The 22,855-nt window shown below is 64.2% G+C and carries 17 protein-coding genes; 13 read left to right on the forward strand and 4 right to left on the reverse strand.

What is annotated here, in order from left to right:
• Positions 1-12: 12 nt before the first annotated feature.
• Both coaA and BQ8794_RS07130 read left to right on the forward strand, forming a co-directional pair.
• Complete coding sequence (gene coaA, locus BQ8794_RS07125; RefSeq protein ID WP_077374742.1) at positions 13-972, forward strand: type I pantothenate kinase; 960 nt, start codon at positions 13-15, stop codon at positions 970-972.
• Between the two features lie 190 nt (positions 973-1,162).
• On the forward strand, positions 1,163-1,645 hold the full coding sequence (locus BQ8794_RS07130; RefSeq protein ID WP_077375203.1) for a GtrA family protein: 483 nt from the start codon (positions 1,163-1,165) through the stop codon (positions 1,643-1,645).
• A gap of 60 nt (positions 1,646-1,705) precedes the next feature.
• Here the strand turns inward: BQ8794_RS07130 and BQ8794_RS07135 are convergent, their stop codons facing one another.
• The 4 genes from BQ8794_RS07135 to BQ8794_RS07150 all read right to left on the reverse strand — a co-directional run bounded on the left by BQ8794_RS07135 (position 1,706) and on the right by BQ8794_RS07150 (position 5,223).
• The gene (locus BQ8794_RS07135; protein ID WP_077374745.1) at positions 1,706-2,323 is read right to left on the reverse strand and encodes an alpha-ketoglutarate-dependent dioxygenase AlkB; all 618 of its coding nucleotides are present in this window, start codon (positions 2,321-2,323) and stop codon (positions 1,706-1,708) included.
• 112 nt (positions 2,324-2,435) lie between these two features.
• The gene (gene lysM, locus BQ8794_RS07140; RefSeq protein ID WP_077375207.1) at positions 2,436-2,915 is read right to left on the reverse strand and encodes a peptidoglycan-binding protein LysM; all 480 of its coding nucleotides are present in this window, start codon (positions 2,913-2,915) and stop codon (positions 2,436-2,438) included.
• A 180-nt stretch (positions 2,916-3,095) separates the two neighbouring features.
• Entirely contained in the window at positions 3,096-3,533 is a 438-nt protein-coding gene (gene arfB, locus BQ8794_RS07145) for an alternative ribosome rescue aminoacyl-tRNA hydrolase ArfB (RefSeq protein ID WP_077374749.1), read from the reverse strand.
• 79 nt (positions 3,534-3,612) lie between these two features.
• The gene (locus BQ8794_RS07150) at positions 3,613-5,223 is read right to left on the reverse strand and encodes a phosphoenolpyruvate carboxykinase (RefSeq protein WP_077375210.1); all 1,611 of its coding nucleotides are present in this window, start codon (positions 5,221-5,223) and stop codon (positions 3,613-3,615) included.
• 342 nt (positions 5,224-5,565) lie between these two features.
• Here BQ8794_RS07150 and BQ8794_RS07155 point away from each other — a divergent pair, with 342 nt between their 5' ends.
• The 11 genes from BQ8794_RS07155 (at position 5,566) to addA (ending at position 22,843) form a co-directional block, all read left to right on the forward strand.
• Positions 5,566-6,267 (forward strand): response regulator transcription factor, encoded by a 702-nt coding sequence (locus BQ8794_RS07155; protein WP_023796909.1) that lies wholly within the window; start codon positions 5,566-5,568, stop codon positions 6,265-6,267.
• 196 nt (positions 6,268-6,463) lie between these two features.
• On the forward strand, positions 6,464-8,245 hold the full coding sequence (locus BQ8794_RS07160; protein WP_077374751.1) for a sensor histidine kinase: 1,782 nt from the start codon (positions 6,464-6,466) through the stop codon (positions 8,243-8,245).
• A gap of 3 nt (positions 8,246-8,248) precedes the next feature.
• Positions 8,249-8,695: an HPr kinase/phosphorylase gene (locus BQ8794_RS07165; RefSeq protein ID WP_077374754.1), complete on the forward strand. Its 447-nt coding sequence runs from the start codon at positions 8,249-8,251 to the stop codon at positions 8,693-8,695.
• 164 nt (positions 8,696-8,859) lie between these two features.
• Positions 8,860-9,261, forward strand: coding sequence for a PTS sugar transporter subunit IIA (locus BQ8794_RS07170; RefSeq protein ID WP_027152037.1), 402 nt, complete (start codon positions 8,860-8,862; stop codon positions 9,259-9,261).
• Positions 9,258-9,554, forward strand: a complete 297-nt coding sequence (locus BQ8794_RS07175) for an HPr family phosphocarrier protein (RefSeq protein WP_023796904.1) — start codon at positions 9,258-9,260, stop codon at positions 9,552-9,554. The genes BQ8794_RS07170 and BQ8794_RS07175 overlap by 4 nt, the downstream gene beginning before the upstream one ends.
• A 191-nt stretch (positions 9,555-9,745) precedes the next feature.
• Positions 9,746-11,146 (forward strand): adenosylhomocysteinase, encoded by a 1,401-nt coding sequence (gene ahcY, locus BQ8794_RS07180; protein ID WP_077374757.1) that lies wholly within the window; start codon positions 9,746-9,748, stop codon positions 11,144-11,146.
• Positions 11,147-11,333: 187 nt separating this feature from the next.
• Complete coding sequence (locus BQ8794_RS07185) at positions 11,334-13,913, forward strand: sensor histidine kinase (RefSeq protein ID WP_077375213.1); 2,580 nt, start codon at positions 11,334-11,336, stop codon at positions 13,911-13,913.
• Positions 13,914-13,921: 8 nt separating this feature from the next.
• The gene (tsaE, locus tag BQ8794_RS07190; protein WP_077374760.1) at positions 13,922-15,433 is read left to right on the forward strand and encodes a tRNA (adenosine(37)-N6)-threonylcarbamoyltransferase complex ATPase subunit type 1 TsaE; all 1,512 of its coding nucleotides are present in this window, start codon (positions 13,922-13,924) and stop codon (positions 15,431-15,433) included.
• Positions 15,430-16,221 (forward strand): nucleotidyltransferase family protein, encoded by a 792-nt coding sequence (locus tag BQ8794_RS07195; RefSeq protein ID WP_077374763.1) that lies wholly within the window; start codon positions 15,430-15,432, stop codon positions 16,219-16,221. The genes tsaE and BQ8794_RS07195 overlap by 4 nt, the downstream gene beginning before the upstream one ends.
• On the forward strand, positions 16,218-19,337 hold the full coding sequence (gene addB, locus BQ8794_RS07200) for a double-strand break repair protein AddB (RefSeq protein WP_077374766.1): 3,120 nt from the start codon (positions 16,218-16,220) through the stop codon (positions 19,335-19,337). The genes BQ8794_RS07195 and addB overlap by 4 nt, the downstream gene beginning before the upstream one ends.
• Positions 19,334-22,843 (forward strand): double-strand break repair helicase AddA, encoded by a 3,510-nt coding sequence (gene addA / locus BQ8794_RS07205; protein WP_077374769.1) that lies wholly within the window; start codon positions 19,334-19,336, stop codon positions 22,841-22,843. Before addB ends, addA begins: the two co-directional genes overlap by 4 nt.
• The last annotated feature ends 12 nt before the right edge of the window (positions 22,844-22,855 follow it).

Consider the following 22,855-nt stretch of genomic DNA (forward strand, 5'->3'; position numbering starts at 1 on the left):
GCAGGAAACTCGATGGACCAGCTCGCCCCCACCGAGAAATATTCGCCCTTCCGTTTTTTCTCGGCGGAGCAATGGTCGCAGTTCCGCGCCGACACGCCAATGACGCTCGGTGAGGACGAGATCCGTCGCCTGCGTTCGCTCAACGATCCGGTCGACCTCGAAGAGGTCAAGCGCATCTATCTTTCGCTATCTCGGCTGTTGTCGGCCCATGTCGAGGCCAGCCAACTGCTGTTCAGGCAGCGCCAGGCCTTCTTCAACGCGGGGGATGTCGTCAAGACGCCCTTCATCATAGGCATTGCCGGCTCCGTCGCGGTCGGCAAATCGACCACGGCGCGCGTCCTCAAGGAATTGCTGGCGCGCTGGCCGTCGAGCCCCAAGGTCGATCTGATCACCACCGACGGCTTCCTGCTTCCCAACGAAATCCTGCGCCGCAACAATTTGATGGAGCGCAAGGGCTTTCCCGACAGCTACGATGTCGGCGCCCTGCTGCGTTTCCTGTCGGGCATCAAATCGGGGCAGCGCAATGTCCGCGCGCCTGTTTATTCGCACCTGACCTACGACGTCGTTCCCGGCGAGTTCCAGACCATCGACCGGCCGGACATATTGATCTTCGAAGGCATCAACGTCCTCCAGCCGGGCAAGCTCCCAAAGGACGGCAAGATCGTGCCTTTCCTGTCGGATTTCTTCGAGTTCGCCATCTATATCGATGCCGAAGAGGAGCTGATCCATCAATGGTACATCGCCCGCTTCATGCGGCTGCGCGAGACCGCCTTCCGCGATCCGGACTCCTTCTTCCACCGCTATTCGCAACTTTCGCAAGCAGCGGCCCGCGCCATTGCCGAAGGCCTGTGGGCCAACATCAACCTGAAGAATCTGCGCGAGAACATCCTGCCGACGCGAGCCCGCGCCGATCTCATCCTGCGCAAGGGCGCCAATCATCTGGTCGAGGAAGTGGCGCTCAGGAAGCTGTAACGAAGCGGTTAACGGCGCTTTAATGCATGTCGCGCAAAAGTGTGCAGCGGTTTTGCGATAACGACATGCATAAAACAACAACTTCAAGCGCGTCGCATGAGGCCGGTCAAACGCGACGCGCTTTAGGCAGTGCCCGCTATCGTTCGATTGCAAATTCCGGAGCATTTGTCGGGAGCAGCCGGTGATCAATATGCCTGCATTGCGCCGGCCTGACATTTCCGCCTGGCGTGGAACGCTTGCTCCGCGCCGGCTTCTCAAATTCGCCTCGGTAGGACTTGCGGCCACAGTCCTCTATGCGCTTTGTGCCTGCCTCTTCACCAGTGCCGGGTCAAGATACCTGTCACCGGCCACAGCCTCCGTCGCCGCCTATGCGGTCGCGGCAATATTCTCCTATCTCGGCCACAAGTTCTTTACCTTCATGTCGGCGGGCCCGCATCGATTCGAAGCGCCGCGTTTCGCCGTTCTCACCGGTTTCGGTCTTGCCGCCGCCTATCTCCTTCCGGTGCTCCTCGTCGGGCAGTTCGGCCTGCCGGTCGCGATTCCGATCCTGCTCACTTGCATTCTCATTCCCGTGATCAACTTCGTCGTTCTCGAAGGCTGGATCTTTTCCGGCAGCGTCAGGCCTGACCGTGACCCAGAGCGGGTGCCGCTTGTGCGAAAATCCGGTGCTTGAAAAAACTGAAAGAGCGGCGAACGGCTCGACTTGAAAGTCCGCCGCTTTGCGCGACATGCATTAGCCAGGATAGGTCACCCGCCGCAGCGTCAGATTGATCCGCCCGCCATTCCTGAGCAGTGCCGAGGTCGACGGATAGATACGGTCGACGCCGTGGAAACAGAGGCGGCCTTCGCCGCCAAGCACGACGACGTCGCCGCTTTTCAGCCTGAACGATTTGGTGCCGCCTTCGCGCGTGCTCTGGCCGACCCTGAACAGGCAATCGTCGCCCAGTGAAACGGAGACAACCGGCGCGGAGAAATCGATCTCGTCGCGGTCCTGATGAAGGCCCATCTTCGCGTCGGGCGAATAGAAATTGACCAGGCAAGCCTCCGGCGGATGGGGATAGGCAGACACCTCGCGCCACAGCTCCAGCAGCACGTCCGGGGTCGGCGGCCAGGGCGTCCCGGTTACCGGGTGGGTCGGCTGGTAGCGATAGCCGTGCTCCTTGTCGGTGACCCAGCCAAGCGAACCGCAATTGGTCATGCGCACGCTCATCTCCTTGCCGGTGCGCGGCATCGCCGGCACGAACAGCGGCGCTTCCTGCACGACCTGCCTCACATCCTCGACCAGCGCTTCCTGCACGGCGCGGGACAGATAGCCGGGCATGTGGCGGACACCTTTGGGCAGAACGAGCATGGTCGCTTGATCCGTTGGTCTGCAAACGACCAGAATGCCACCACCAAACGAAAACGGCGACCCGAAAGCCGCCGCCATTGTCGATTGCTGTTGCCGATCTGGCCCGATCTGGTCAGGCCTGATCGAGATCCGGGATGCGCAGGACCTGCCCCGGATAGATCTTGTCCGGGTCGGTCAGCATCGGCTTGTTGGCCTCGAAAATGACCGTGTTCTTCGCACCCTTGCCCTTGCCATAGCTCTTTTCAGCGATCTTCCAGAGATTGTCGCCTTTCTTGACCGTGTAGAAGGTCGGTTGCTTGGCCGGGGCTGCCGGCGTGCCGGCCTCGGGTGCGGCGACCTGCAATTCATCCGCCTGCACCTTGGACACGCCGAGCGTGTTGCCGACGGCGATGATGGCTTTTTCGAAGATCGACTGATCCTTGACTACGCCTTTCAGCACAGCCGTATCGCCCTTGACGTCGACTTCCACATTGTCGGTGCCGAGCGCGTGCGAATCGAGTTCCTTCTTCAGCGTATCGGCGGTCGGCTCCGGCTCATCGTCGCCGAAGCCGAGCTTCTTGCCGACGCCCTTGACGAAATCAAACATGCCCATCTGCGGTCTCCTTGCTGTGACGAATACCGAACTTGCCACCTGCAACCTCGAATTGGAAGCGGTCTCGACCGCGATCGATGTCGCGCCTGCCGCATCGGCCCAAAACTCGGAATCTATTTTTCGAAAAGCACGATGCGTGGCTGCCAGAGCGCGCACCTTGTGCGTCCGGGTGGACGCGCGTCAATCGTCGTCCACCCGACCGCGCAGCTTCTTGATTGTGCCGCGCCCAGCCTTGGTCTTCAGCCGCCTTTCGACCGCGCCTTTCGACGGCCTCGTCTTCTTGCGCGGCGGCGGCGGCGGTTCGGCGGCCTTGGCAACCAGTTCGGCAAGCCGCGCCCGGGCGTCCGCCCGGTTCTGCTCTTGCGTGCGGAAGCGTCCGGCCTCGATGACGATGACGCCGTCCTTGGTGGCGCGCTGACCGGCCAGCTTTATGGTTCGCTCGCGGACGCGCTCCGACAGGCCCGGCGCATTCGCCGCATCGAAGCGCAATTGCACCGCCGTCGCCACCTTGTTGACGTTCTGGCCGCCGGGCCCGGACGAGCGGATGAAGTCCTCGTGCAGGTCATCCGGATGGATCACCGCATCGTCGGCAATGATGATCTTGTCGTCGGCGTTCATGCCGCAGTCATGGCGCGGCGAACGAAAAAAGAAAAGGCCCAGGTCGGGCCTTCCCGATCCCCCGGTCCGCAGCGACTACTTATTCCGCGGCTTCGCGCATGCGCGGCGCGGCGCCGAGCACGATGGCGTCGACATGGGGTTCGAATTTTTCGAAATTGACGGCGAACATGCCGACCAGCCTTGCCGCCTGCAGGTCATAGGCTGAGGTATCGGCCCATGTCGATCTTGGATCGAGAATGGCACGGTCGACGCCCGCGACCGCCACCGGCACCTCGAAACCAAAATTGGCGTCGGTCCGGTAATCGGCCCCTTTCAGCGAGCCGTCGAGCGCCGCGGCGAGCAGCGGCCGCGTCGCCTTGATCGGCATCCGCTTGCCGGTGCCGTAGGCGCCGCCGGTCCAGCCGGTGTTGACCAGCCAGCAATCGACACCGTGATGGGCGATCAGCTCGCGCAGCAGATTGCCGTATTCCGACGGATGGCGCGGCATGAACGGTGCGCCGAAACAGGTCGAAAACGTCGCTTCGGGTTCGGTGACGCCCTTTTCGGTCCCTGCCACCTTGGCGGTGTAGCCGGAGAGGAAATGATACATCGCCTGCGCCGGGGTCAGCCGGGCGATCGGCGGCATCACGCCGAATGCGTCGGCGGTCAGCATGATGATGTTTTTCGGGTGACCGGCGCGGCCTGTCTTGCTGGCGTTGGGGATGAAGTGGAGCGGATAGGCGCAGCGTGTGTTTTCAGTGAGATTGCCGTCGTTGAAATCCGGCACGCGGCCCGCGTCGAGCACCACATTCTCCAGCACCGTGCCGAAGCGTTGGGTGGTGGCGAAGATCTCCGGCTCGGCTTCGGCCGAGAGCTTTATCGTCTTGGCATAGCAGCCGCCTTCGAAGTTGAAGATGCCATGCGGACCCCAGCCGTGCTCGTCGTCGCCGACCAGCGTGCGTGACGGATCGGCCGACAGCGTCGTCTTGCCGGTTCCCGAGAGGCCGAAGAAGATGGCCGCGTCTCCGCCAGCGCCTTCATTGGCCGAGCAATGCATCGGCATCACGCCCTTCGCCGGCAACAGATAGTTGAGCACGGTGAACACCGATTTTTTCATTTCGCCGGCATAGGAGGTGCCGCCGATCAGCACGATCATGCGCGTCAGATCGACGGCGATCACCGTTCCGGTTCGGGTGCCGTGGCGGACCGGATCGGCACGGAACGACGGCAGGTCGATGATCGTCAGGTCGGGCACAAAATGCTCGAGCTCGGCGGCTTCCGGACGAATGAGCAGATTGCGGATGAACAAGGAGTGCCAGGCAAGCTCCGTGACGACCCGGGTCGTCAGCTTCAAGTCCTCATCGGCGCCGCCGACCAAGTCCTGCACATAAAGATCCTTGTCCGCCGCATGGGCGCGAAAATCGGCGAGCAGCGTGTCGAACTGGGCCGGCGAAATCGCCTTGTTGTTGTCCCACCATACATGCGGCCCGGTGGTCTCGTCGCGCACGACGAATTTGTCCTTGGGCGAGCGGCCGGTGTGCTGTCCGGTCTCGGCGACCAGCGCGCCATGCGCGGTAAGCCGGGCCTCGCCGCGGCGGATCGCCTCCTCGTAAAGGACGGCCTCGCCGAAATTATAGCGCACCGCGCCGGTGGTTTTCAGGCCGATCCGGTCGATCGCCCATGCGGGATTGCGTTTGCCGGCTTCCGACATGAGCGGTTCCTTCTTCGATTGCAACATCCTGGCCGGCGAACTTCCGGAGCCCCCAACGACGGAGACTGTAACGGTCAGAACCAGAAAAGCCAAATGATATCAAATATTTAATCGATTTAAATATTTTGAAAGTTGTTTAAATCGTTTATATGTGCGAAAAATCAGGCGGGTGCCCAAAGGATTGGCGGTCTTATCGGTCCAATCCATGTTGAGGTGAGATTGTGGCTGCCGGCATGCCGCTCGTGACAGCGGACGAAGCCTGTGCCACATTTTGTACCTAATTTGTCCTGCAAAAGCCCTTCTCGACCAAAGAAGGGACAGTTCATGAGGGAGCCACTTGAAATGGCAACAATCGCGCTTGTCGACGACGACCGCAACATTCTGACTTCGGTGTCGATCGCCCTCGAATCGGAAGGGTATCGCGTCGAAACCTATACGGATGGGGCGTCGGCGCTGGAAGGTCTGGCGGCGCGCCCGCCGAATCTCGCCATTCTCGACATCAAGATGCCGCGCATGGACGGCATGGAGCTTCTGCGCCGGATGCGCCAGAAATCCGACCTGCCGGTGATCTTCCTGACGTCCAAGGACGACGAGATCGATGAGCTTTTCGGCCTCAAGATGGGCGCCGACGACTTTATCCGCAAACCCTTTTCGCAGCGTCTTCTGGTCGAGCGGGTTCGCGCCGTGCTGCGCCGTGCCAGCGCCCGCGAGGCGTCGGCCAAGACGCCCAACCAGCAGGCACGTTCGCTTGAGCGCGGCCAGCTTGTCATGGACCAGGAGCGCCACACCTGCACCTGGAAGGGCGAGCCGGTGACGCTTACCGTCACCGAATTCCTGATCCTGCATTCTCTGGCCCAACGCCCCGGTGTGGTAAAAAGCCGTGATGCGCTGATGGATTCGGCCTATGATGAGCAGGTCTATGTCGATGACCGCACCATCGACAGTCACATCAAGCGGCTTCGCAAGAAGTTCAAGGCCGTCGATGATGACTTCGAGATGATCGAAACCCTTTACGGAGTCGGATATCGGTTTCGCGAAGCATGAATTGATGCATGTCGCCAAAAGTGGTCCCGGTTCTGGGACACCGACATGCTCAAAACTCAATGCATGTCGCCCGAAAGTGGTCCCGGTTTTGGGACACCGACATGCTCAAAACTTAATGCATGTCGCCCGAAAGTGGTCTCGGTTTTTGGGACACCGACATGCATAAAGACCAGGACTGAGCGGGGGCTGCTATTCGATGGCAGTGGACGTAGAGCGAGTGAGACGGACGGGCGCCCGGCGCCCGTCGCGGATTCTGCCCGCATTCCTGTCGAGGATCACGGTGCCGATGCGCCGATTCCTCGGCCACCATATCTTTTCCAGCCTGACGCGGCGCATTCTCTTCCTCAACCTCGCCGGCCTGGCCGTCCTGGTCACCGGCATCCTCTACCTCAACACGTTTCGCGACGGGCTGATCGATGCCCGCGTCGAGAGCCTGATGACCCAGGGCGAGATCATCGCCGGCGCGATCGCGGCATCGGCGACGGTCGAAACCGATTCGATCAGCATCGATCCGGAAAAGCTGCTTGAACTGCAGGCCGGCGAAAGCCTGGGCCCCGGCTCCGATCAGCTCGACAATCTGGACTTTCCGATCAATCCGGAGCGCGTCGCGCCGGTGCTCAGGCGCTTGATTTCGCCGACGCGGACGCGCGCCCGCATCTATGACCGAGACGCCAATCTGCTGCTCGATTCGCGCCACCTCTATTCGCGCGGCCAGATCCTTCGCTACGATCTGCCGCCGACCGACAAGGAAGAGCCCGATCTTCTCGAGCGAATCCAGAAATTCGTCTTCGACTTCTTCCGCAACACCGCGCTGCCGGTCTACCATGAGCAGCCGGGCGGCAACGGCGCTGCATTTCCGGAGGTGGTCAAGGCGCTTACCGGCAGCCCGTCGACCCTCGTGCGGATCTCCGAACAGGGCGAGCAGATTGTTTCGGTCGCCGTGCCGATCCAGCGCTTCCGCGCCGTCCTCGGCGTGCTGATGCTGTCGACGGAAGGCGGCGACATCGACAAGATCGTCGCGGCCGAGCGCAAGGCGATCCTGCGCGTCTTCGGCATCGCCGCCCTTGTCACTGCCATCCTGTCGATGCTGCTTGCTTCGACCATCGCCAACCCGCTGCGCCGGCTGTCGGCGGCGGCGGTCAGGGTGCGGCGCGGCGTCAAGAATCGCGAGGAAATCCCGGACTTCTCCGATCGGCAGGACGAGATCGGCAATCTGTCGATCGCCGTGCGCGACATGACCAATGCGCTCTACGCCCGCATCGAGGCGATCGAAAGTTTCGCGGCTGACGTCTCGCACGAATTGAAGAACCCTCTGACCTCGCTGCGCAGCGCGGTAGAGACGCTGCCTCTGGCTAAGAACGAGGCGTCGCGCGCCCGGCTGATGGAGATAATCCAGCACGACGTCAGGCGGCTGGACCGTCTCATCACCGACATTTCCGATGCCTCCCGTCTTGACGCCGAGCTCGCGCGCGAAGACGCAGGAACCGTGGATCTCAAGAAATTCATCACGGATCTGGTCGACGTTTCGCGCACGGCCACGCGCAACAAGAAGACGGTCGACATCGAGTTCAAGGTCGCCAAACTGCCGCAGGGCGTCAAAGGCTACTTCGTCGCCGGCCATGATCTGAGGATCGGCCAGGTCATCACCAACCTGATCGAGAATGCCCGCTCCTTCGTTCCTGAGGAGCGCGGCCACATCGCCATATCGCTGGCGCGCGCCGGCAAGGTCAACATCATCACCGTCGACGACAATGGTCCCGGTATAAGGGCCGACAACATCGACCGCATCTTCGAGCGCTTCTACACCGACCGGCCGGCCGGCGAGGCGTTCGGCCAGAACTCGGGCCTTGGCCTGTCGATCAGCAGGCAGATCGTCGAAGCCCATGGCGGCACGCTGACCGCCGAGAACATCCCGGGCACCAAACCCGGCGAGATCAAGGGCGCGCGTTTCGTCGTGACACTGCCGGCGGAAGGCTGATCTGTGCGCGCTGAAAACATTCATGGAACGGCGCTGCTGATCGGCGAGCGCGGCGTCCTCATCACCGGACCGTCCGGCGCCGGCAAGACGACGCTGGCGCTGACACTCCTGGATCATTGCCGCGCGCGCGGGCTGTTTTCGCGGCTTATCGGCGACGACAGGCTGCTCGCCGCGGCCCACGCCGGGCGGCTGGTCTGTCGCGTGCCGGCGACCATCGCCGGTCTCGCCGAAGTGCCTGGGTTCATGCCGCGCCCGCTGCCGTTCGAGCCGGGTGGAGTGATCGACCTGCATGTCCGGCTGGTGCCGAAGGCAGAAATGGCCCGTTTCCAAGAGGAAATCAGCGAGCCAGTGGCAGGCTGTCCGGTGCCGCGTATCGACCTTGCCGAGTGCAACGCCGCCACGGCCTTGCCGGCGGTGATGGCGCGGCTGTCGATCGCGCCCTTTTTATGATCCGGTTCCGGTTTTTTGCTGCAATGCGTCAAAATGGCCTGGGCCTGTGCAATTTTGGGCTTGTCAACGCGTCTCGGGTCGACAAGATAGCGCTCCCGCCGCCTGGAATGGCCGGCGAGCATAAAATGCGGCTGTGAAGCGGCGATGACGGGAGCCACCAAAGAATGATCGGACTCGTGCTTGTAACGCACGGTCAACTGGCCGCCGAGTTCCGCCATGCGGTGGAACATGTCGTCGGGCCACAAGACAGTTTCGAGACCGTGGCGATCGGCGCCGATGACGATATGGAGCAGCGCCGCAGCGACATCATCGACGCCGTTGCCCGTGTCGACACGGGAGCGGGCGTCATCGTCTTGACGGACATGTTCGGCGGCACGCCTTCCAATCTTGCAATTTCGGTGATGGAATCCGGTCGTACCGAGGTCATTGCCGGCATGAACCTGCCGATGCTGATCAAGCTGTCCAGCATTCGCAAGGGCGACAATATGAGCGCAGCGCTGGACGAGGCGCAGGCGGCCGGCCGCAAATACATCAATGTCGCCAGCCAGCTTCTGAGCAGCAAATGAGCGCGCTGTCGGCCAACAAGGGTGACATCGTCCGGGAATTTCCAATCGTCAACCAGCGTGGCCTGCATGCCCGCGCCTCGGCAAAGTTCGTTCAGGTCGCCAGCGGCTTCGACGCCTCCGTCCAGGTCGAGAAGGACGGCGTCACGGTTGGGGGCACCTCGATCATGGGCCTCATGATGCTGGCGGCAAGCCCCGGCTATTCGATCCGCGTCACCGCCAGCGGCCCGGAGGCCGAGCAGGTGATCGACGCGCTGGAGCAACTGGTCGCCTCCCGCTTCGGCGAAGAGTCCTGACGCGTGGAGCGCGTCGCGGCTGAACCCGATTTCGCGCCGGTGCGCCTCAGAAGACATGCACGGATAAAGATTTCTTTATATCCCATTGTCGTCCGACCGACGATCTGCTAGTCAGGCCGGCAACTCGCGCCCTTCGACACGCCTTCCGGCGCGGGCGCATCCCGAAGACAATTCTTGATCGGAGCACTGCCATGACGGGTAGCAATGACTATGTGGTCGCCGACATCTCGCTTGCCGGCTGGGGCCGCAAGGAGATCGAGATCGCCGAAACCGAAATGCCGGGCCTGATGGCCTGCCGCGAAGAATTCGGCAAGGCGCAGCCGCTCAAGGGCGCGCGCATCACCGGCTCGCTGCATATGACCATCCAGACGGCGGTGCTGATCGAAACGCTGAAGGCGCTCGGCGCCGAAATCCGCTGGGCCTCCTGCAACATCTTCTCGACCCAGGACCATGCGGCCGCGGCCATCGCTGAGGCCGGCATTCCGGTCTTCGCCGTCAAGGGCGAGACGCTCGAGGACTACTGGGTCTACACCGACAAGATATTCCAGTGGGCCGATGGCGGCACCTCCAACATGATCCTCGACGATGGCGGCGACGCCACCATGTATATCCTGATCGGCGCGCGCGCCGAAGCCGGCGAGGATGTGCTCTCCGATCCGGGCAGCGAGGAGGAAGAAATCCTGTTTGCCCAGATCAAGAAGCGTATGGCGGCATCGCCCGGTTTCTTCACCAAGCAGAAGGAAGCGATCCGCGGCGTCACCGAAGAGACCACCACCGGCGTCAACCGGCTCTATCAGTTGCAGAAGAAGGGCCTGCTGCCGTTCCCGGCGATCAACGTCAACGACAGCGTGACCAAGTCGAAATTCGACAATAAATATGGCTGCAAGGAATCGCTGGTCGACGGCATTCGCCGCGGCACCGACACGATGATGGCCGGCAAGGTTGCGGTCGTCTGCGGCTATGGCGACGTCGGCAAGGGCTCTTCGGCATCGCTCAAGGGCGCCGGCGCCCGCGTCAAGGTCACCGAGGTCGATCCGATCTGCGCATTGCAGGCGGCGATGGACGGTTTTGAAGTCGTCACGCTCGAAGATGCGGCCCCGACCGCCGACATCATCATCACCACCACCGGCAACAAGGATGTCGTCACCATCGACCATATGCGGGCGATGAAGGACATGGTGATCGTCGGCAATATCGGCCACTTCGACAACGAGATCCAGGTGGCGTCGCTGCGCAATCTGAAGTGGACCAACATCAAGCCGCAGGTCGACATGATCACCTTCCCGGACGGCAAGCGGATGATCCTTTTGTCGGAAGGCCGCCTGCTCAATCTCGGCAACGCCACCGGCCACCCGAGCTTTGTCATGTCGGCGTCCTTCACCAACCAGGTGCTGGCCCAGATCGAGCTGTACAGCAAGCCTGGCCAGTATCAGAACCAGGTCTATGTCCTGCCGAAACATCTCGATGAAAAAGTCGCGCGCCTGCATCTCGACAAGCTCGGCGTCCGGCTCACCGAATTGTCCAGCGAACAGGCAGCCTATATCGGCGTGACCCCGCAGGGACCGTTCAAGCCGGAACACTACCGCTATTAACCATAGCTGAAATCACGACTAGATATTGAGGCCGGGCGATTGACTTTCGCCCGGCTTTATTTTTGCGCCGATTGATTCTTCACGCCGATTCGCGCAAGCGCTATGGTGCTGATTCGCGGGTCCGGGGACGAGGGCCGAGGCCCGCATCAGGGCGGTCTTGCATTCAGGCGGCGAAGAGGACCAGGACATGCCGGGGGATTACCCGCCTTGCGCGGGACAGGCCGTTTCCGGCGGCCACAACGATACGGTGAACACGGGTTCCGCTGCTACAGGCGGAAGCCTCTTATGGCGCGCCGGCGCCCGCGTCGGAAAATTGCTTGCTTCTTCCGCGCTCGCCGGCCCGCTGCTTGGCCTTTCGGCACATGCTGGACCGGCTGCTGCGTCCCCCGCGGCTGCGTCCAAAGCCGGGCTGTCGGTCAGCACCGTCGAGGTCATGCAACTCGCCATGTTTGTCGGCGTCATGGGCGCGGCACTTGTCTCGGCCATTTTCCTGATCCGCGAACGGGCGCGCACCTCGGCCCAGAATGGCGAACTCAGAGCCCGCTTGGCCGACGTCAACGCTGCGCTGCAGCGTTCCGAGGCGCTGCTCAACCTGCGCGACCAGCGTGTCGTCGTATGGGCCTCGGAAAACAAGAAGCCCGAGCTCGTCGGGACATTGCCGGTTGAAAGCGGCGCTCCGGAAGACCGTGCCGCCTTCCTCGCCTTTGGCCGTTGGCTGATGCCGCGCTCGGCGGCGGCGCTCGAGAATGCCGTGGCGGGACTGCGGGAAAAGGCGAAGCCGTTTTATCTCGTCATCGAATCGCAGGCCGGGGCGCCGCTCGAAGTGCACGGCCGCAAGAGCGCAGCACACGTGCTCGTCCGCTTCGTCTCGCTTTCCGAAACGCAGCGAAGCGAGGCCAGGCTAAGAATCGAGAACCAGCGCCTTGCCGCCGACTATGACACCATGCTCGGTCTTTTCAACGCACTCAGCATGCCAGCCTGGCTGCGCTCGGCGGACGGGCGGCTGAAATGGGTCAACCGCGCCTATGCCAGGGCGGTCGAGGCGGAAAACGCCGAAGCTGCGGTTCGCGACGCGAAGGAATTCCTGGGCGGCCAGGCGCGCGATGCGATCGCCGCGCAGCACAAGTCGCATCCCGTCTTCGAGCAGGCGCTTTCCACCGTGATCGAAGGCGACCGCCGCATGTTCGCCGTGACCGACTTCGCCGGCGCGGACGGCTCGGGCGGTCTCGCCTGCGACACCAGCGCCATCGAAACGATCCGTAGCGAATATGAGCGGACCGTGCGCAGCCATGCCGACACGCTCGACCAGCTCAACACCGCCGTGGCGATTTTCGATACCGACGAAAAACTGCGGTTTTTCAACCAGGCGTTCCAGAAACTATGGGGTCTCGACAACGGCTTCCTGCACAGCGCTCCGGACAACGCCTTGTTGCTCGACCGGCTGCGCAGCGAAGGCAAGATCGCCGAGCAGCCCGAATGGCGGCGCTGGAAGGAAAGCCTGCTTGGCGCCTATCGCGCCGTCGAGTCGCAGGAACATTGGTGGCATTTGCCGGACGGCAAGACCATCCGCGTCGTCGCCAATCCGCAGCCCAAAGGTGGCGTCACCTGGGTGTTCGAGAACCTGACCGAGAAGATGGACCTTGAAAGCCGCTACCAGACCGCGGTGCGGGTCCAGGGCGAGACGCTCGACAATCTCGCCGAAGGCGTGGCCGTGTTCGGCCCCGACGGCAGGCTCAGATTGTCGAACCCGGCATTCGCAGCACTTTGGGGGCTCGACGCCGACGCCGCCAAGCCCAACGTTCACGTCTCCACGATCCGCGATCTGTGCGACCGGCGCGCCGCCGACAGCCCCTGGCGCGGGTTCGTTGCCGCCGTCACCGGTTTCGACGACGAGCGCCGCGACCGCCACGGCCAGACCGAGCTGAACAACGGCACCGTTCTGCGCTACGCGATGATCCCGCTGCCCAACGGTCAGGTGATGATGACCTTCGTCGACGTCACCGACAGCGTCAATGTCGAGCGGGCTCTGAAGGACAAGAACGAGGCACTGGAAAAATCCGACCAGCTCAAGAACGAGTTTGTGCAGCACGTCTCCTACGAGCTGCGCTCGCCGCTGACCAACATCATCGGCTTCACCGAGCTGCTTTCGCTGCCCTCGACCGGGCCATTGAACCAGAAGCAGCGCGAATATGTCGAGCATGTCAGCTCGTCTTCCTCGGTCCTGCTCACCATCGTCAACGACATCCTCGACCTGGCGACCGTGGATGCCGGCATCATGGAACTCGATATCTCCGAAGTTCACGTCGACCGGACCATCGCCGCCGCTGCCGAGCTTGTCGCCGACCGGCTGGAGGAGCATGCGATCAGGCTCAAGATCGATGCGGCCACTGCGCCAAAGACGTTCCACGGCGACGAAATCCGCATCCGCCAGATCCTCTACAACCTGCTGAGCAATGCCGCGAACTACGCTCCGGAGGCGAGCACCATCACGCTCGCCTGCCGCTCGCTTGCCGAAGGCGTGGAATTCTCCGTTCACGACGATGGTCCCGGCATGCCGCCGGACCTGCTCGATTCGGTGTTCCGCCGTTTCGAACCGCGCAGCAATGGCGGCCGCCGGCGCGGCCCCGGCCTCGGCCTGTCGATCGTCAAGAGCTTCGTCGAGCTGCATGGCGGCAGTGTCCGCATCGAAACCGGCAAGGACATCGGCACCACCGTCATTTGTGCCTTTCCCGACACGCCGTCCGGCATCCGCGCGGCGGCCGAGTAGCGCGCTCGATGGCAGGCATGGTGCTGGAGCGTTTTCTCGCCGACGAGGCTGCGACCGCAAGGCTGGGCGAGGATCTGGCCATGTCGCTGCGCCCCGGCGACGTGCTGGCTCTCAGAGGCGATCTCGGCGCCGGCAAGTCGAGTTTGGCGCGGGCGCTGATCAGGGCAATGACGGACGATGCCGGTCTCGACGTGCCGAGCCCGACCTTCACGCTGGTCCAGAGTTATGAGGCGCGCGTTCCCGTCCATCATTTCGATCTCTATCGCCTGTCCGCGGCGTCCGAACTGGACGAACTGGGTTTCGACGAGGCGCTGGCGCAGGGCGCTGCCCTGGTCGAATGGCCGGAGCGGGCAGAGGCCTATTTGCCAAAGACTTCGGTGCTGATCGAACTCGTCCATCAGGACGACGGCCGCCTGGCGAGATTGTCGGGACAAGGCGCTGCCTTCGAGCGCGCGGCGCGTTCGCTGGCCATGCGCAATTTTTTGGAAAGAGCCGGCTGGGGTGAAGCGCAGAGACGCTATTTTATCGGCGACGCCTCGGCCCGCTCCTATGAGGTCGTCTCGCTGGCCAGCCTGCCGCCGCGCGTGTTGATGAACTCGCCGCGGCTGGTGCTCGGGCCGCCGGTCCGCGACGGCAGGCCCTATGCGGTGATCGCCCACACCGCACAATCCGTCGCGGCCTTCGTCGCCATCGATCGGGCATTGCGGGCCGGCGGCGTCAGCGCCCCGGAAATCCACGCGCAGGACCTGGACCAGGGCTTTCTTCTCATGGAGCATCTCGGCTCGGAGGGATTTCTCGGCCAGCACGGTCAGCCGCTGGCGGAGCGCTACGCGGCAGCGGCCGAACTGCTTGCCATGATGCACGGCAAGACGCGGCCCGATCGCATTGAGGCCGCGCCCGGCGTCTTTCACGACGTGCCGCCTTTCGACCGCGACGCCATGATGATCGAAGCCGAATTGCTGCTCGACTGGTATGTGCCGGCGATCACAGGCGGCCCGGCAAGCGATGCCTTGCGCGCCGGCTACACCAAGGAATGGAACGCGGCCCTCGACCGGCTGGAGGGGCGCGAATACACGCTCATGCTGCGCGACTTTCATTCGCCGAACATCATCTGGCGCGGCGAGCGCACCGGTCACGATCGCCTTGGCATCGTCGATGTCCAGGACGCGCTGATCGGCCCTTCCGCCTACGATCTCGCCTCTCTCGCCATGGATGCCCGGGTTACGATCTCGCCTGAGATCGAGCGACGGACGCTCGACGCCTATATCGCTGCGCGCCATAAGGCTGGCGCTTTTAACGAAGACGAATTCGTCGAGACCTATGCGATCATGGCGGCGCAGCGCAATTCGAAGATCCTCGGCATTTTCGTCCGGCTCGAAAAGCGCGACGGCAAGCCCTATTATCTAAAACACCTGCCGCGCATCCGCGATTATCTCCGGCGGGCGCTGGCGCATCCGGCACTGGCCGGCCTGCGGGATTTCTACACCGCCCACGGGCTGCTGGAGGAGCGGCCGCTGTGACGACACCCCCCAAAACCGCAATGGTGCTTGCCGCCGGGCTGGGAAAGCGCATGCGGCCAATCACCGACACAATGCCGAAACCGCTGGTCAAAATATCAGGCAAGACGTTGCTCGACTGGGGCCTGGACAGCCTGGCTCGTGCCGGCGTCGACAAGGCCATCGTCAACGTCCATTATTTTCCCGAGCAGATCGTCGCCCACGTCGCGGCGCGCCGCGCGCCGCGGGTGGTTATTTCCGACGAAAGCGAAGCACTGCTCGATTCCGCCGGCGGTATCGTCCATGCTTTGCCGGAACTGGGAGGGGCTCACTTTTACATCGTCAACGCCGACACTTTCTGGATCGACAGCAGCGTGCCCAATCTTGCCCGCCTCGCCCTTGCGTGGGACGCGGCGAAAATGGATATTCTGCTGATGCTTGCAGATCCCCAGTCAGCAACTGGACACAGCGGCGGCACGGATTTCCTGATGGCGCCGGACGGCGCTTTGCGGCGTTCGAAAGGCGACCCGACAGGCCTGATCTATGCCGGCGCGGCGATCGTCCATCCCAAGCTTTTCAAGGATGCGCCGGCCGGGCCGCATTCGCTCAACGCCTATTTCGATGCGGCCATCGCTGCCGGCCGCCTGTTCGGCATGCCGATGCAGGGCCATTGGATCACAGTTGGCACGCCCGACGCCATTCCGCTTGCGGAAGCGGCGGTTGCCGCCGCTCTTGCTGAGTCGACCAGCGCCTCGACCGAGTTGACCAGCGCCATCTCCGAGTTGACCAGCGCCATCACTGAGTTGAAATGAGCGGCTCCCGCCGCGTTTTCTCGATCCCGCCCGGAGCGCCGTTTCTGCCGACGCTGGCCGAGGCCCTGCTGTCAGGGCGGCTCGTTCCCGGTTTCCGCTTCGACGGCGACCCGCTGGCGCTGGCCGACGCCACCATCTACGTGCCGACGCGTCGCGCCGCGCGGGCGCTGCGCGGCGTCTTCGTCGACTGTCTGGGTGGCCACTCGGCGATACTGCCGGTCATCCGCCCGCTCGGCGAGTTCGACGAGGACGAAGCCGCGTTCGAGGCCGACGCATCGGCCGCCATCGACCTCGCGCCGCCGATCGCCGCGATCGAGCGCCTGCTGCTGCTGGCGCCGCTGGTGCGCGCCTGGAAGCGCCGCCTGCCGGCGCATGTCGCGGCACTTTTCGACGAGGAGATCGTCGTCCCGGCGTCGGCCGCCGATGCCATCTGGCTGGCGCGCGACCTGGCCCGGCTGATGGACGAGATCGAGACGGAAGGCACGGACTGGACCAGGCTCGCCGATCTGGTGACCGGCAACCTCGCCGGCTGGTGGCAAGTGACGCTCGACTTCCTGAGCATCGTCACCGAAAACTGGCCGAATCTCCTCGAGGAACGCAATCGCTCCAACCCGGCCGCGCATCGCAATGCGCTGATAAGGCTGGAGGCAGCGCGGCTGAAGCGCAATCCGCCGACCGGGCCGGTGATCGCCGCCGGCTCCACCGGGTCCATTCCCGCCACCGCCGAACTGCTTGCGGTGATCGCCGGCCTGCCCAGCGGTGCCGTCGTGCTGCCCGGCCTCGACCTGATGCTGGATGAGCCGTCATTCCAGGCAATTGCGGTGCCCGGCGCGCGGCCGGCCTTGCTTGGCCACCCCCAATACGGCCTGGCAAAACTGATCGGCAAGATCGGCGTGCTGCGCGGCGACGTCGAGGAGATCGCCGCTGCCGAAAGGCCGCTCGCGCTGCGCGCCGCACTTGTCGGCGAGGCGCTGCGGCCGGCGGAGACCACCGAGCTGTGGTTCGAGACGCGCGCCCGCTTTACGACCGGCGATATCACCGAGGCCTTCGCCGACGTGACGCTACTCGAAGCCGCCGGCGAGCGCGACGAAGCGGTGGCGATCGCCGTCGCGCTCAAACGCGCCGTCGAACAGCCCGGCCAGCGCGCCGCGCTCGTCACCGGCGACCGCGCCTTGGCGCGGCGCGTTTCGGTCGAGCTGTTGCGCTTTGGTGTCGTCGCCGACGATTCGGGCGGCACACCGCTCATCAACACGCCAGCCGCCGGCCTGCTCAGACTGGCGCTTCAGGCGGCGTTCCGCCCCGGCGATCCCGTGGCCCTGCTGTCGCTGCTCAAGCACCCGCTGCTTGGCCTCGGTCTGGAACGCATAAGCGTCCGTCACGCGGCGGAGATCGTCGAACTGGTGGCGCTGCGCGGCGGCACCGGCCGCCCCGACGTCGCCTCGCTGCCGGAGCTCTTCGATGCCCGCCTCACCGGCCTGGGCAGTCCCCGGCCGCCGTTCTGGTTTTCCCGCCTGACCGTGCGAAACATCGAACGTGCCCGCGAATTGCTCGTCCGCCTTGCGGCTGCCCTGGCGCCGCTGACCGCCTTTCGCAGTCAAGCCGAAGCCGATCTTGCCGAATTGACCCGGGCCAGCGTCGTTGCGCTCGAAGGTCTCGGCCGCGCCGCGGATGGCAGTCTGAGCGAACTCTATGCCGGCGACGCCGGTGAAAAGCTCGCCGAGCTCTTGCGCGGGCTGGTCGCTGCCACGGCGTCGTTCTCCTTCGCGGCCGACGAATGGCCCGACGTGATGGAGGCGCTGATCGCACCCGAGACGGTCAAGCCGGCACAAGGCACCGACCGGAACATCGCCATCTGGGGTGCGCTGGAAGCCCGGTTGCAGAACGTCGACACGCTGGTCGTCGGCGGGCTCAACGAAGGCGTGTGGCCGCGCAAGCCGGAAAGCGACCGCTTCATGTCCCGGCTGATGAAGACCGGCATCGACCTCGAGCCGCCCGAACGGCGCATCGGCCTGGCCGCCCATGATTTCCAGATGGCGATGGGGGCGAAGAAAGTGGTGCTGGCGCGCTCCGCCCGCTCCGGCGACGCACCGGCGGTGCCGTCGCGCTGGCTGCAGCGCCTCCTGACCTTCATCGGCAAGGACCATGCGGCGGTGCTTCGCCGGCGTGGTGATGAATTCCTGTCCTGGGCCCGTGCGCTCGATGCCGGCGAAAGAAGAGACTTCGCGCCGCGGCCGCAGCCGAAGCCGCCGCTGGCTGTGCGGCCGCAACATTTCTCGGTCACCGAGATCGAGACGCTGCGCCGCGACCCTTACGCGATCTATGCCAGGAGGATCCTCCGCCTGATTCCGCTCGATCCGGTCATCCGCGACCCGGGCGCTGCCGAACGCGGCACGCTGTTTCACGCCATCCTGCATCTTTTTTCGCGGACCGTGGCCAATCCGCTTGTGCCGGAGGCGCTGGACGGTCTCATTGCCGCCGGCCGCGCATGCTTTGCCGAGGCGGCCCTTCCTCCCGATGTCGAGGCGGTGTGGTGGCCGCGCTTCGAAAAGCTCGCCGCCGGGATCATCGAATGGGAGCGCGGCCGCGCCTTCGCCGTGACAATGCGGCATGCCGAGGAGCACGCCGAGAAAACCGGCGTCGGCCAGTCCGGCGTGACGCTCTCCGGCTATGCTGATCGTGTCGATCTCCTGGCCGGCGGCATGGCCGACATCCTGGATTACAAGACCGGCTCCTCGCCGTCCAAGGCGCAGGCCCATACGCTGCTTTCGCCGCAACTGGCGCTCGAAGGCGCGCTGCTCAGGCGCGGCGCCTTCAAGGGGCTTGGCGCGCGCGAGCCGTCGCAGCTGGCCTTCATCAGGCTGAAGCCGAATGGCGAGGTGTTCGAGGAATCCATCCTCGAATACAACCGCAAGCCGCGAACCGCCGCAGATCTCGCTGAGGAGGCCTGGGCACGGCTCGAAAAACTGCTGATCCACTATGCCGACCCGGCGACCGGATATTTGTCGCGCGCGTTGCCGTTCCGCGAGGGCGAGACCGACGGCGACTACGACCATCTCGCCCGCGTGCTCGAATGGTCCGCCGGCGGCGACGCCGACGATGAGGGAGGGGAGGCATGAAGAAGGCCTATCCCATCCCGACCGATACCGCCGTCAGCCAGGCAAGCGCCTCAGATCCGCAAAATTCCGCCTGGGTGTCGGCCAATGCCGGATCGGGCAAGACCCATGTGCTGGCCCAGCGCGTCATCCGTCTTCTGCTGCGTGGCACCGATCCGTCGAAGATCCTGTGCCTGACCTACACCCGCGCCGCCGCCGCCAACATGTCGAACCGGGTGTTTTCGACATTGTCGGAATGGACGGCGCTTGGCGACGCAGAACTGGCGACAAGCATAGAGACGCTGGACGGTCGCCAGCCCGATCGCGAAACCATGCGCCGCGCCCGCCGGCTGTTCGCCGAGGCGCTGGAGACGCCCGGCGGGCTGAAGATCCAGACCATCCACGCCTTCTGCGAATCGGTGCTGCACCAGTTTCCGCTGGAAGCCAACATACCGGCCCATTTCGAAATGCTCGATCCGCAGATGGAGGCGTCGCTCTTCGCCGCCGCCCGCCGCGACATGATCTCGGGCACCGCGGCCGGCGATGCGGGGCTGGCCGAGGCTTTCGCCACCATTCTGGAACGCGGCGGCGAACATGGGCTTGACGCCTTGCTGGCCGAGATCGTGCGCAAGCGCGACGGTCTGCGCGCCTTCATCAGCGCCGCTGGCGGCGATGGTTTTCAGGCGCTGTTCGACGAGTTCAGGTTTCGCGCCGGCCAGACCGCCGAAGGCCTGGCGGCGTCCGTCTGGCCGCTGCCGGGCTTCCTGCCGGACTATTTCATCACCTTTGCCCGTGCTGCTGAAGCCGCCGATGCCCGCACCGTACTCAACAACCTTCTGCCCTATGCGCGTCTTGCCTTCGCCGAGAATGATCCGCTTCGCCGGCTGCATCTGCTGGCAAAAGCCTTCCTGCGGGCGGATGGCGAGCCTTATGAGCCGGCAACATTCAAGAAGGCGTTGCTCGACCGCCTGCCGGATCTTGCCGAGCGCTATCTGTCAGCGGCCGATGCCATCCTCGAAATCTCCGATCGATTGGCCTTGTTCAGGATGCTGGAGGGCACATGTGCCGCGCTGACCATCGCCGACTGGCTGATCGCCCGCTATGAGCACTTGAAGCGCGCCCGCGGCTTCCTCGATTTCAACGACCTCATCACCCGAACGGTCAATCTTCTGGCGCGGCCCGACGCCGGCCCCTGGGTGCAATACAAACTCGACCAGGGCATCGACCATATCCTGCTCGACGAGGCGCAGGACACCAGTCCCGACCAGTGGGAGGTGGTGAAGCGACTGGCCGAGGAATTCTTTGCCGGGCTCGGCGCACGCGACAATGTTCACCGCACGGTGTTTGCCGTCGGCGACGAAAAACAGTCGATCTATTCCTTTCAAGGAGCGGCGCCCGACTCCTTCGCCGACTCAAGGCTGCTGTTTTCCGGAAGAGTGCGCGATGCCAACGCCGCCTTCGCCGATCTCAAGCTGACCTGGTCGTTCCGCTCGACCGAGGACGTGCTTGCGGCAGTGGACCGTGTCTTTGCTGACCCGGTCGTGCGGCGCGGCATCAGCCACGATCCCGACCCGCTGACCCATAAGGCGATCCGCAGCGATGCGCCGGGCTATGTCGAGGTCTGGCCGTCGATCGGCGCCGACGTCGTCGACGAGCCCGACGACTGGACGCAAGCCGTCGACCACGCCCATGCGCCGGCGGTGCGTATTGCCGAAAACGTGGCGGCAACCATTGCCGGCTGGATCGGCGCCGGCGAGATCATCGAAGGCCGCGGCAAGAAGCTTCGGCCCGGCGACGTGCTGGTGCTGGTGCGCAAGCGCGATCGTTTCGTCCATGCGCTGACGCGCGCACTGAAGCGACGTGACATCCCGGTCGCCGGCGCCGACCGCCTCAGCCTGCCCGGTCATATCGCGGTGAAGGACCTGATCGCGCTCGGTCACTTTCTCGTCCAGCCTGAGGACGATCTGTCGCTCGCCGCCGTGCTGCGCAGCCCGATTTTCGACGTTTCGGAAGAGATGCTTTTCGCGCTGGCCGGCGCGCGGCAATCCGGCCTCTCGTTGATCGCTTCGCTCAGGCAGCAAGCCGGCGAAAGCGCCGCCTTGGCCGCAATCGCTGCCCAGCTCGACACATGGTCCGATGAAGCCGCGTTCAGGCCGGTGTTCGAGTTCTATGCCGGGGCTCTCGCGCGCGACGGCTTGCGCAAGAAGATGATCGCGCGGCTCGGGCCGGAGGCCGGCGACATCCTCGACGAGTTTCTGAGCTTCTGCCTGGCCGAGGAGCGGACCGGCCTGCCGGGACTGGAATCCTTCCTGGCGACGCTGGAAAATGCCGGCCCCGAGATCAAGCGCGAAATGGACCAGACCCGCGACGAGGTTCGCGTCATGACCGTGCATGCCGCCAAGGGCCTCGAGGCGCCTGTCGTGTTCCTGGTCGATGGTGGCTCGGCGCCGTTCAGCGACCAGCATCTGCCGCGACTGATGCCGTTCGATGGCTCGGGCCAACACTGGGACGGCAAGGGCTATCTCTGGCGTTCGGCCAGCGATGTCGCCAATGGCTTTTCGCGGGCCGCTTCGGTTCGCGCGCGCGAACTGGCCGACGACGAATACCGCCGGCTGCTCTATGTCGGCATGACCCGCGCCGAGGATCGGCTGATCGTCTGCGGCTATCACGGCAAGCGGGCGCCGAATACCGGCACCTGGCATTCGATCGTCAGCCGCGCGCTGGTCGGCGCCCCCGAAAGCATCGAGCGGCAGCACCCCGCCACCGGCGAGACCGTGCATCGCTTTCACGTGACAAAATTGCCGCCGGTCGCACAGGCGGCGGCCGAAGAGGCGCGGCAGGCGCAACAGTTCGAGCCGTTGCCAAAGAGCCTGTTCCAGCCCTTGCCGCCCTTCGAGGATCTGCCGCGGCCGCTGTCGCCGTCCGGCGCCTCGGCGCTGATCGACGAGGCCAGGCAAGCCGTGATCGACACCGGCTCGCCGGTTCTGGACACCGAGGCGGAGCCCGGCTTTGCCGTGATGCGAGGGCTGGCGCTACACAAATTGTTGCAGATGCTGCCCGGCATTGCGGAGGCCGAACGCCGGGATGCCGCGGAACGCTATCTCAGGCGCGCCGGGGCGCAATGGCCAGATGCCGAGCGCGACAAGGCCTTGGCGTCGGTGGCAGCGATCCTTGCCGACAGCCGCTTCGATCAGCTGTTTGCGCCGAATTCACGCGCCGAAGTCGCGGTCATGGGCAGCCTGGAGGTCAAGGGCAAATTACGCTCGATCTCCGGCAAGATCGACCGGCTGGCGGTCACATCAGGCAAGGTGTCGATCGTCGACTACAAGACCAACCGGCCGGCGCCTGCAACCCTGTCGGACGTTCCACCGGCCTATGTCCTGCAGCTCGCGCTCTATCGCGCGCTGCTCCAGCCGCTTTATCCCGAGCATGAGGTCTCGGCGGCGCTGCTGTTCACTGAAGCGCCACGCTTGATCGAGCTGCCGCCGGCGGCGATGGACGACGCCCTTGCCCGACTCACGGGAGCGTGACACAACAGTTGC

It is taken from the genome of Mesorhizobium prunaredense (assembly GCF_900156895.1).
In the GTDB taxonomy this organism is placed as follows: domain Bacteria; phylum Pseudomonadota; class Alphaproteobacteria; order Rhizobiales; family Rhizobiaceae; genus Mesorhizobium; species Mesorhizobium prunaredense.